At 66.8% G+C, this 11144-nt stretch carries 9 protein-coding genes; 1 reads left to right on the top strand and 8 read right to left on the bottom strand.

Going from position 1 to position 11144, the window contains the following annotated elements; translation table 11 throughout:
- Window positions 1–21: 21 nt before the first annotated feature.
- The 6 genes from ACFFJ6_RS09570 to ACFFJ6_RS09545 are packed head-to-tail and all read right to left on the bottom strand — an operon-like array spanning window position 22 to window position 7297.
- Window positions 22–1734, bottom strand: a complete 1713-nt coding sequence (locus tag ACFFJ6_RS09570; protein ID WP_378386872.1) for an AMP-binding protein — start codon at window positions 1732–1734, stop codon at window positions 22–24.
- Window positions 1735–1762: 28 nt separating this feature from the next.
- Window positions 1763–2638 carry an ABC transporter permease gene (locus ACFFJ6_RS09565; protein WP_378386869.1) on the bottom strand — a complete coding sequence of 292 codons (876 nt, stop codon included), beginning with the start codon at window positions 2636–2638 and terminating at the stop codon, window positions 1763–1765.
- Window positions 2635–3591, bottom strand: a complete 957-nt coding sequence (locus ACFFJ6_RS09560) for an ABC transporter permease (protein ID WP_378386867.1) — start codon at window positions 3589–3591, stop codon at window positions 2635–2637. The genes ACFFJ6_RS09565 and ACFFJ6_RS09560 overlap by 4 nt, the downstream gene beginning before the upstream one ends.
- Before the next feature lie 48 nt (window positions 3592–3639).
- Window positions 3640–5193 carry an ABC transporter substrate-binding protein gene (locus ACFFJ6_RS09555; protein ID WP_378386865.1) on the bottom strand — a complete coding sequence of 518 codons (1554 nt, stop codon included), beginning with the start codon at window positions 5191–5193 and terminating at the stop codon, window positions 3640–3642.
- A 20-nt stretch (window positions 5194–5213) separates the two neighbouring features.
- On the bottom strand, window positions 5214–6242 hold the full coding sequence (locus tag ACFFJ6_RS09550) for an ABC transporter ATP-binding protein (RefSeq protein ID WP_378386863.1): 1029 nt from the start codon (window positions 6240–6242) through the stop codon (window positions 5214–5216).
- Window positions 6242–7297 carry an ABC transporter ATP-binding protein gene (locus ACFFJ6_RS09545; RefSeq protein ID WP_378386861.1) on the bottom strand — a complete coding sequence of 352 codons (1056 nt, stop codon included), beginning with the start codon at window positions 7295–7297 and terminating at the stop codon, window positions 6242–6244. Before ACFFJ6_RS09545 ends, ACFFJ6_RS09550 begins: the two co-directional genes overlap by 1 nt.
- A 306-nt stretch (window positions 7298–7603) precedes the next feature.
- Between ACFFJ6_RS09545 and ACFFJ6_RS09540 the strand changes: the two genes are divergently transcribed.
- Window positions 7604–8392, top strand: coding sequence for a GntR family transcriptional regulator (locus ACFFJ6_RS09540; RefSeq protein ID WP_378386858.1), 789 nt, complete (start codon window positions 7604–7606; stop codon window positions 8390–8392).
- A 3-nt stretch (window positions 8393–8395) separates the two neighbouring features.
- Here ACFFJ6_RS09540 and ACFFJ6_RS09535 read toward each other — a convergent pair whose 3' ends face one another.
- Together ACFFJ6_RS09535 and ACFFJ6_RS09530 are read right to left on the bottom strand one after the other, a co-directional pair.
- Window positions 8396–8782, bottom strand: coding sequence for a RidA family protein (locus tag ACFFJ6_RS09535; protein WP_378386856.1), 387 nt, complete (start codon window positions 8780–8782; stop codon window positions 8396–8398).
- 24 nt (window positions 8783–8806) lie between these two features.
- Complete coding sequence (locus tag ACFFJ6_RS09530; RefSeq protein ID WP_378386854.1) at window positions 8807–11143, bottom strand: acetamidase/formamidase family protein; 2337 nt, start codon at window positions 11141–11143, stop codon at window positions 8807–8809.
- Between the last annotated feature and the right edge of the window lies 1 nt (window position 11144).

Genomic DNA, 11144 nt, shown 5'->3' with positions numbered 1-11144 from the left:
ATCGGCAGCGCCGCCGCGCGATCAGCGCGCGTTGGCGTCGAGTTCTTGCTTCTTCACTTTGCCGGTCGCGGTCATCGGCAGGGCGTCGATGATGCGGATCTCCGGCACCTTGTAGACCGCCATCCGCTCGGCACACCAGGCCTGCAACTCGGCCGGCGTGATGCTGCCCTCGGCTTCAGGCTTGAGCTGAATAAACGCAACCGGTACCTGCCCCTTGCCCGGATCGTCACGGCCGACCACGCCGGAGCCGAGCACTTTGGGATGCTGGCCGAGCAGCGCTTCGATCTCCGGCGGAAACACGCTCATGCCCTTCACCTTGAGCATCTCCTTGCGCCGGCCGAGGAAATGCAGGAAGCCCTGCGGATCGATGGTGCCGATGTCGCCGGTACGCAGCCAGCCGTCGACCAGCGACTGCGCGGTCGCCTCGGGCTTATTCCAATAGCTCTTCAGCAGTGACGGCGTGCGCACGCGAATCTCGCCCTCGCCGCCAAGCAGCACCAGCTCGCCGGTTTCGAAATCGGTGATCTTGAATTCGGCGCCCGGCACCGGCAGGCCGACGAAGATCGGCTGCGAATTCAGATCGAAGTCATCGCTCTGAAAGCCGACCGTGAAGGTGTTCGACGTGTGCGTCTCGGTCATGCCCCACGAGGCTTCGGTCAGGATCGTGCCGGTGAGATCCTTCCAGCGCTTGCGATAATCGGGGTTGAGCTTCTTGACGAAGGAGACCACGCGGACCTGCTTCAGCGACGACAGGTCGAACTCCTTGAAGCGCGGATGGTCCATCAGCTCGACGGCACCGTCGACCGGCATCGCGGTCACCCCGACCTTGTAGCGATCGATCGCCGACAGCACGCCGAGCGCGTCCCAGCGCGCCAGCAGCACCAGCGTCGCGCCGGCGAACAACGGGAAGATCAGGCCGAAGTTCTCGCCGGCGATCCAGAACTCGGGAAAGAACGACAGGAACACGCTGCGCTCGTCGGCGACGACCGAGATGCCGTGATTGGCGGCGGCGGTGTACACCATGTCGCCCTGGGTATGGACGCAGCCCTTCGGCATGCCGGTGGTGCCGCCCGTGTAGTTCAGTGCCGCGACATCGTCGAGCGACGCTGGCGGCAGCGGCTCCGGCGTCGGCATGGCCGCCAGGGTCGGCAGCAGATCGGTCGCGCCGGCGACCGCGACACGCGGCCCGCCGACCGAGTCCGGCACCGGGATCGTCGGTGCGGCCGGGATCACGTCCGCGAAGCTGGTGACGATCACCTCGCGCAGCTTGGTTTCGCCACGCACCTGATCGACCACCGAGGCGAGTTGATCGAGCGCTACGATCACTTCGGCATCGGTGTCGTTGAGTTCGTAGGACAGCTCGAACGCGCGCGACAGCGGGCTGACCGGCACGTGGATCGCGCCGAGCTTAAGAATGCCGAAGAACACGATGTGGAATTGCGGACAGTTTGGCAGGAACACGGCGACGCGGTCGCCCTTGCGCACGCCCTTCTGCATCAGCAGCGCGGCGAACCGGTCGCTGAGCCGATCGAGCTCCGCATAGGTGGTGACGTGGCCGTAGAAGATCACGGCCGGCCGCTCCGGTGCGCGCTTCGCCCAGGCGCGCAGATACTCGCTGAGTGCGATCTCGCCGTGCGGATAGCGCGGCTCGGTCGGCAGGCCCTTCGGCCAGGCCTTGGCCCAAAGGTCGTGCAGGGTTGCGAGATAATCGGCTTCGGCGGCGCTGGCGCTCATGGTGTGATCCTTGTTGTTCTTGCTTGTCTCAATTGCGCTTCATCGTCGGGTCGAGCGCGACGCGCAGCGATTCGCCCAGCGTGTTGTAGGCCAGCGCCGTGAACAGGATCGCCAGACCCGGCGGATACATCTGCTCCGGCGCAATCTCCATGTTCTGATAGGCGCGCGCCAGCATCGCGCCCCAGCTCGGATCCGGCGGCTGAATGCCGAGCCCGAGGAAGCTGAGGCTGGCTTCGGCCAAGAGCGCCGCGGCGAGCAGCAGCGTCACCTGCACGATCACCGGCTGGATCGCATTCGGCAGCACGTGCCGCCACAGGATGCGCGTGGTCGAACCGCCAAAGCAGCGCGCCGCGTCGACATAGAGCTCGTGCCGCACCACCAGCGTCCGGGCGCGGACCAGCCGCGCGAGCTGCGGCGAGAACACGATGCCGACCGAAATCATGCCGTTGGTGAGTCCGATGCCGAGCGCGCCGGTGACGGCGATCGCCAGCACGATCGCCGGAAACGACAGGAAGCTGTCGATCACCCGGCTGATCACGGTGTCGACCCAGCCGCCGAGATAGCCGGCGAGCACGCCGACCGGCACGCCGATCAGCACTGCGATCGCCACCGCCAGGAAGCTTGCATACAGCGACGCCGTGCCGCCGTGGATCAAGCGGCTGAGCGTATCGCGGCCGAGATCGTCGGCGCCGAGCCAATGCTCCGCCGACATCGGCGCCAGCGACGCGTTGACGTCCTGCGCCAGCGGATCATATGGCGCGAGCCACGGCGCCAGCACCGACACCACGAACAGCACCAGCAGAACGGTCAGGCTGATCGCGCCGCGAATGTCGGACACGAACCAGCGAAGGAATTTGCGCACCCGCCGCGGCCGGTGCGGCGCCGTCATCGCCAGATCGGTCATGAGGCGATCCTCGGATCGAGTACGCTGTACAGGATGTCGGTGAGCAGATTGAGCGACACCACGATCAGCACCATGGTGAACACGACGCCCTGCACCACCGGAAAGTCGCGGTGCATCGCGGCATTGACGATCAGGCCGCCCATGCCGGGAATCGCAAACACTGCCTCGACCACGACGGTCGCGGCCAGCATCCGGTTCGCCAGCAGGCTGATCACCGTGAGCAGATTGACGCTGACGTTCTTCAGGCCATGGCGCCACAGGATCGACGACGGCGGCAGGCCCTTGGCGTGCAGGGTCCGCACCTGCTGCGACGACAGAATCTCGACCAGCGACGAGCGCAGCTGCCGCGCCACCTCGGCGATGCCGCCCGACGCGAGCGCCAAGGCCGGCAGGATCGCGTGACTGAGCGACGCCCACGGATCCTTGAAGAACGACACCGCGCCGGTCGCCGGCAGCCAGCCCAGCTGCAGCGAGAAGAATGCGACCAGCAGCATGCCGAGCCAGAAGTTCGGCACCGCGACGCCGAGCGACGCGATTGCCATCACGATGCTGTCGATCCACGAGCCCGGCTTGGTCGCCGCCGCGATGCCGAGCGGCACGCCGATGAGCAGCGCGGTGAGCAGCGCCAGCACCACGATCAGCAGCGTGTGCGGCAGGCAGCGCTGGATCGAGGCCAGTACCGATTCGTTCGACACCAGCGAGTTCGACAGATCGCCCTGCACGGCCTTCCCCAACCACGAACCGTATTGCAGCAGGAACGGCTGATTCAGCCCGTACAGCTCACGGATCTCGGCGATCCGCTGTTCCGACGCGTTGTCGCCGGCGAGCGTCACCGCGACGTCGCCCGGCACCAGCTTGAGCAGGCCGAACACGATGAAGGTGGACAGCACCACCACCGGGATCGCCTGCAGCAGCCGGCGGCCGATGATGTGAAGTCGTGCGGCGTTCAACATGAGGTTTCGATCCGGCGCGGGCGCCGCAGAGCCTGCGGCGCCGTTCGCTCACGCGAGGGAGATGTTCTCGAATTTCGGCTTGCCGAGCAGATTGGGCTTGAAGCCCTTCACCTTGGACGACAGCGCGTCGAGTTCGAACTGGAAGGCCAGCGGCGCGGACAGCGCCTGTTCGACCGTGATGCGCTGGATCTTCGCGAACACTTCTGCGCGCTTGGCGAGATCCTCGCTGGCGCGGCTTTCCTGGATCAGCTTGGACAGCTCTGGATCGGCGGTGCGGCCGGCGTTGTAGTAGGCGCCTTTGTCGAAGCCGAGCCCGTAGGTCATGCTCGGATCCGGGCGCCCGGTCCAGGCCGACACCAGCAGGTCGAACTTCTTCTCCTGCGCGAAGAACTGCGCGCTGATTTCGGCAATGGTGCCGCGGGTGAACTTCACCCGGATACCGGCCTTGCCGAGCTGATCCTGAATCACTTCGCCGCGGCGCACCGAATCCTGATCCGTGTAGCCGCCGATCGTCAGATCGATGCCATCCTTGTAGCCGGCCTCGGCCAGCAATTGCTTCGCCTTGGCGATATCGTGCGGATAGGTGTTGGCCACGTCCTTGTTGTAGGCCCAGTGCGAACTCGGCAGCGTCATCCGCGCCGGCTCGCCAAGCCCGCTCAGCGCCGCCTTGACGAAGGTGTCGCGGTCGAACGCGAAGTTGATCGCCTGGCGAACCTTGAGGTTGTCGAGCGGCGCGCGGGCATAGTTGAAGTACACCTGGATGCAATACAACGTCGGCGAGCTGACCATGGTCAGATCCTTGGCACGCTCGATCACCGGCTTGAGGCGCGCCGGCAACTGAAACGCCATGTCGTTCTGACCGGCCACCACCGAACGCAACGCAGTGGCGTTCTCCGTGATGATGTTGAATTCAATGCCGTCGAGATACGGCCGGCCCTTGCGCCAGTAGTTTTCGTGGCGCGTCACCACAATGATCTCGTTGTCGTTCCAGCGCACCAGCTTCCACGGCCCGGCGCCGACCGCCTTGCGGTCGGTTTCGTTGCCAAGCGCCTTGATGTTGGTCGGCGACACCATCATGCCGGCGCGGTCCGACAGGATCGCCGGCAGCGCGGTGTCGGGGTTCTTCAGCTTCAGCGTCACCTGCAGCGGGCCGGTGACGTCCACCTGATCGATGCTGGCGAGATCCGGCTTGATGTTGGAGCGCTGATCGGTGCGGTTGCGATCAAGGTTGAACTTCACGGCCTCGGCGTCCATCGGGGTGCCGTCGTGAAACTGGATGCCGGGGGTGATGTCGAGCACCATCGTGTTGGCGTCGGGATACGACCATTTCGCCATGCCGGGCTTCGGCTTCAGCGTCTCGTAGTCCCACTCCACCAGCGTGTCGTACATCGTCCAGAGGATGCTGTGATCCGAGCCGGCGCCCCCGGTCGCGGGATCGAGCGACGACGGGTTGGCGGGCGCCGCGACCTTGAGCACGCCGCCCTTCTTGGGCTCCTGCGCCTGCGCCGGCAGGCCGAGTGCGCCGGCCGCGACGCCGCCACCGATCAGCGCCAGAATGTCACGGCGCCGCAGGGTTCGTCCGCCCAGATCGTATACGCGCATGGTTGTCCTCCCGATGATGATTAGGATGCGGCTTGCGCCGGCTGATTGTTCGGCGGCGGCCCGTCGGCCGTCGCGAAATGGCAGGCGACGCGGTGCCCGGGCCGGACCTCGCGCCAGTCCGGTATCTCGTCGGCGCAGCGCGGCTGCACCGAGGGACAGCGCGTGCGGAAGCGGCAGCCCGACGGCGGCGCCACCGGGCTCGGGATCTCGCCTTCGAGAATGATGCGGCGATCGACCCGCAGATGCGACGGCAACGGGATCGGCTCGGCCGACAGCAACGCGCGCGTATAGGGATGCAGCGGCCGCTCGATGACGTCTTCGGCGGGCCCGAGCTCCATTAGCTTGCCGAGATACGTCACGGCGATGCGGTCCGAGATATGCGACACCACCGAGATGTCGTGGGTGATGAACACGTAGGTCAGGCCGAATTCGCGCTGCAGATCGGCGAACAGGTTCAGGACGTCGCCGCGGATCGAGACGTCGAGCGCCGCGACCACCTCGTCGCAGACGATCACCTTCGGGCGCAGCATCAGCACCCGCGCGATGTTGACGCGCTGCTTCTGCCCGCCGGACAATTGGTGCGGATAGCGATCGGCCGCCTCGGCGGCGAGACCGACCCGCTCCAGCATAGCGATGCCGCGCTGGCGCCGCGACGTCGCGTCACCCTCGCGCAGGATTTCGAGCGGCTCGACCACGCTGTCGATAATGGGCATCCGCGGATTGAGCGCGGCGTTGGGATCCTGAAAGATGATCTGATAGTCGCGGCGATGCTGCCGGAACGCCCGCGCCCCGAGTCGTTCGGGATCGGTGCCGTCGTGCAGGATCTGACCTTCGGTCGGCCGCAGCAGCGACACCAGCGCGCGGCCGAGCGTGGTCTTGCCGGAGCCGGACTCACCGATCACGCCAAAGGTCTCGCCGGCCTGCACGGCGAAATCCATGCCGTCGATCGCCTTGACAGTGTCGCGGCCGTCGCGCGACGGAAACAGAATGCGCAGATCGCGCACCGCCAGAATGCCGGCCTCGGAAACATCGCGACGCGGAGCGGCCATCAGTTCACCGCTCCAGGCAATTCGAGCTCCGGCGTGCGCCAGCAACGCGCGGCGTGATCGGGTGTCAGCGCGATCATGCGCTGCTCCTGCTCGCAACCCGGCACGGCGTGCGCACAGCGCGAGCGGAACCGGCAGCCGGCCGGCATCGACTGCGGCGACGGCACGCGGCCTGGGATCGACGACAGTACGCCGCGGCGCTTGCTCAGGCCGGGCAGCGAGCGCAGCAGCCCCGAGGTGTAGGGATGACGCGGCCGCGTGAGCACATCGTCGACCGGCGCATCTTCGACCACCTCGCCGGCATACATCGTGATCATCCGGGTGCAGGTCTCGGCGACGACGCCGAGATCGTGGGTGATGAAGATCAGCGCGGTGCCGGTGCGCTCGCTCAGTGAGCGGAGCAGATCGGTGATCTGCGCCTGCACGGTGACGTCGAGCGCCGTGGTCGGCTCGTCGGCGATCAGCAGCTTCGGCTTGCAGATCAACGCCATCGCGATCATGACGCGCTGGCGCATGCCGCCCGACAACTGATGCGGATACTCGTCGCAGCGCCGCTCCGGCGCCGGAATGCCGACCTCGCGCAGCGCCGCAATGGCGCGTTCGCGGCCTTCGGCCTTGCTGGCCGGAAAATGGACCCGATAGGCCTCGCTGATCTGATCGCCGACGGTGAACACCGGATCGAGCGCGCTCATCGGCTCCTGGAAGATCATCGCAATGTCGCGGCCGCGGACCGCGCGCATCCGCCGCGGCGACAGCTTCAGCAGATCGGTGCCGTCGAACAGCACGTCGCCGGCGATACGGGCCGACTGCGTCGGCAGCAGCCGCAGCAGCGACAGGCCGGTGACGGTCTTGCCGCAGCCGCTTTCGCCGACCAGGCCGACGCGCTCGCCGGGGGCGATGGAGAAACTCACATTGCGGGTGACCGGCAGAGCGCCCTGAGCGGTCGTGAACGACAGCGACAGATTGCGGACGTCGAGCAAAGGCTGCGCGAGAGCGGCCGATCGCCCGTGGAGCGACGGAGCTTGCCGCGACGTGTGGGGTTCGACCTGCCCCGTCATTCGCCGCGACAATGCGAAGGTTGGTGGATGAAGCGCGGGGCGCGGGACGACCACACACGTCCGGCGACGAGGCGTTCGAAGCCGGGCCGCGGGGTTGGCCGGGCACATGCCGGCGCTGTCGTGATCGCCATCGTCATCCTCCCGTCCGCGGCTCCGGGCCGCGGTTCGTCGCGCTTTCGGCTTGGTGCCGATTTCGGCGCGCGACACCCCAATCAAACGGCACAGATTGTCGATTGTCAACAATTGACGATTGCGCTACTTTGTCCCGCGCCACGGACGCACCGACGGGAGAGCGCTTTGGGAACGATGGATCGCAGTTCGCCGACTGCGAGGGACGGCCGAACCGAGCGTCGTTTTGCGCCGCGTACGCTGCCGGACCAGGTGGCGGAGGAGCTCGGCGCCGAGATCGTTTCCGGCCGGCGCAAGGCCGGGGCGCGACTGGTCGAGATCGATCTGGCGCAGGAATTCGGCGTCAGCCGGGGCCCGATCCGCGAGGCGATCCGGATTCTCGAACGCCGGCGCCTCGTCGAATTGCTGCCGCGGCGCGGCGCCTACATCAAACCGGTGTCGCTGAAATCCGTCGCGGATCTGTTCAACGTCCGCACTGCGCTGTCGACGCTGGCGGTGCGCACCATGGCGACGGCGCCGGTCGAGAGCTACATCGACACGCTCGCGCGGCGGTGCGACGAACTGAAGGCGCAGGTCGATGTGGACGATCCGATCGCGTTCGCGCGGACGACGACGCGGGCCGTCAAGACGATCGCGCGCGGCTCCGGCAACGAGCTGCTGGTCGAATTGCTGACTGATCTCGCCAATCAGACGGTGTGGACGATGATTTGGAAATCGCCCTTGGACTATCAGACCCGCGACATCCGGCTGGCCTCGGCCGACCTGATGGCGGCGACCCTGAAGGCGATCCGGCAGCGCAAGCCGAATGCCGCCGTGACGCATTTCGGCCAGTTGCTGGAGGGCGACCGCGACCGCGCGCTGGCGACGCTGTCGCAGATCCGGGGTGAAGCCTTCGACCTCAGCGCCCTGATCCACGCCGACGAATCCGGCGTGGCATTGCAGGCGCTCGCCGCACGGCCGGCCTAGCGTTCACTCCGGCCGGCGGCAGACCAGATCGATCTCGATCAGCGCGTCGTAAGCAAGACCGGTGACGCCGACACAGGTGCGCGCCGGCAGACGATCCTGCGGGAAGTAGCTGCGATAGGTCTCGTTCATCTCGGCATAGTCGCGCTTGAACTCGGTGAGATAGATCCGGCTCATCACGATGTGCTCGAGACCGAGGCCAAGGCCGGCCAGCACGACACGCAGATTTTCCATCACCGCACGAGTTTGCGCGCCAATGCCGTCGGGCAGCACGCCGGGCGTCAGAGGCGTGTCGGGCATCTGGCCGGTGACGAAGACGAAGCCGTCGGTTTCCACGGCGTGGCTGAACGGCGCGACCGGCTTCGGTCCGCCGGGGATCATGTGAAACTTCAAGACAGGCCTTTCGTGAGATGAAGATCAGGCGCGCGCGTCGGCGAACACCTGTTTGCTGAGAATGGCGTGGACGCCCCAATTGCCGTCCACCACCTGGGTGACGCCGAAATCGACCGCGACCGACATCAGCGCGATCGCCTCGTCCTCGGTCAGTCCCTTGATACTCATCAGGAAGCGCCGCATCTTCCGGAACGCGTCCTTCATCGCAAGATCGAGCGACGACGTCGCATAGACCTCGCTCTGGCCCTTGGCGCCGAATTCGGCCAGGTAGTTGGGGTGGCTGAAGCCCATCAGCACCCAGTCGGTCGCGGTCTCGATCAGTGGGTAGGTGAGATCGGCGAACGGCTTGTCGGCGAATTCGCCCTTCTTGTGCAGGATCACCTCGAAAGTGCCGGTCATCGAGCACTCGATCGCGGTGCCGCCGAGCTCGCCGTCACCTTGTGCGGCGTGCGGATCGCCGACCGACAGCAGCGCGCCCGGCACCGACACCGGCAGATAGATCGTCGATCCCTTGCCGAGCCGCCAATTATCGAGATTGCCGCCGAAGTAAGCGGGGGGCACCGAGTCGACGAAGTCGACTTCGCGCGGCGCCAGCGCGATCACGCCGAAATGCGGCCGCAGCGGAATCCGCACGCCGTCGAGCACATCGTGACGCCGCCGCACCGAGGACGGCTGCACCGGCACGCCCGGATAGTCGTAGGTCGCGTGCACCGTGCCGAACGGATCGACTTGCGGGGCCCAGCGATACGAGTACGCGGCGCGTGCATAGGGCGCCGCCTCGTCGGCGAAGATCTCGTAGATCGTCACCGCCTCGTGGGCGTGCTGCTCGGCGAGGAATTCCTTGTAATGATAGCCCCACCACGCCGCGACGCTGCTGCCGAACACCCGGCCCTTGAAGTCGGGATTACGGCTGGCGCGCGGCACGATGTCGAGGATGCGGATCTCGAGTACGTCGCCCGGCTGCGCATCCTTCACTGCGACCGGCCCGGTGCAGATGTGCACACCAAAACCTTCGCCGGCACCACGGCCGTAGATCGAGGCGTCGAGCGGGCCGGCGCCGCGGCGATCGACGTTCTTCTGATCGTGCGTCCAGTGAAACACGCTCTCGGCGCCAGCATCACCGCTGATCATCCGCTCTGGATCGTCGGAGGCATGCTGCGTCAGGGTCTCGATCGTGATGGTGTCGCCCGACGCAATCTCGATCTGCGGCGGCAGCGAGCGGCTGAAGTAGCCCCAATGCACGCGCGATGCGTCGGCCGTGAGGTGATGATGCTGCGGCGTCGTTTCGGCACAGAAGTCCGACGCCGGAAACTCCGCGGCCGGCCGACGCGCCGCGGTCCTTGCCGGCTGATTGCGGAGCTGCACCAGCGCCTGCTGCGGCCAGCCGCGCTGCGCGGTGGCGGCCGCGGTCGCGGCGTGACGCTCCGCCTCGGCCTGCCGATACTCCCGCGGCGACACGCCGAAGCGATGCCGGAAAGCGCGACTGAAATGCGCCGAGTCGTTGAAGCCGGCGCGAAACGCGATCTCGGAGATCGAGTGATGCGCCTCTGCCGGATTGGCGAGGTCCGCGCAGGTGCGCTGCAGCCGGCGTTCGCGCAGATAATGCGTGAAGCTGGAGCCGGTGCCGCCGAACAGCTTCTGCAGATAGCGCTCCGAGATTCCTTCGGCGGCCGCGACCTTGGCCGGCGTCAGATCCGGATCGTCCAGCCGGCGCTCGATCGCCTGACACAGCCGCTGCAACGTCGCCGCCTTGCTGGCGCTGCCTGCATTCAAGTCGGATGTTGCCGGCGCCTGCCGCATCAACGCGGGCATTAAATCCGCAAGGCCTTGCGCGGCCGCCGGCCACTCGGCGTCGGACAGAGTTTCGAGATGGCCTGCGGCGCTCTCCAGCATCCGGATGAACATATCGCCGAAGCCGCTCGGCGCGATCTGCTGAACCTCGGTGAGCCGCGGTCCCACGGTCCGGCTGCGCGCGGCATCGCAAGACACGGACAGCACCACCGCGCGGAAATCGCGCGCGAACGACAGGCTCCAGCCGCTCGCCCGCGGCAACAACAACAGATGGCCAGCGGCGATGATCTGATGGCCCGCCGCGGTCTTCAGCGAGAGGCCATCCTCGAGCGGCAGCAGGACCAACGGATGATCCCCATGCGCCTCCGCCTGGGCCGTCACCGCCTGCGGGCCGGCCGACAGCGTCGCCAGCGTCACGCCCTCGGAACTACGGCGCACGGCAGTGGCGTGGCCCGCATGGCTGGTTGCAGCCGCCGCAGGCTGCAAGCCCAGCGAGGCAAGCACGTCGCGCCAGGCTTCCGGGCGCTCGCCTTCGCAATAGGACTCGCTGGAGTAGGGACGCAGACTCATG

The sequence above is a fragment of the Rhodopseudomonas telluris genome (assembly GCF_042432815.1).
Taxonomy (GTDB): domain Bacteria; phylum Pseudomonadota; class Alphaproteobacteria; order Rhizobiales; family Xanthobacteraceae; genus Rhodopseudomonas; species Rhodopseudomonas telluris.
The sequence above is the reverse complement of the archived record's forward strand: the minus strand, read 5'-3'. Positions and strand labels throughout refer to the sequence as shown.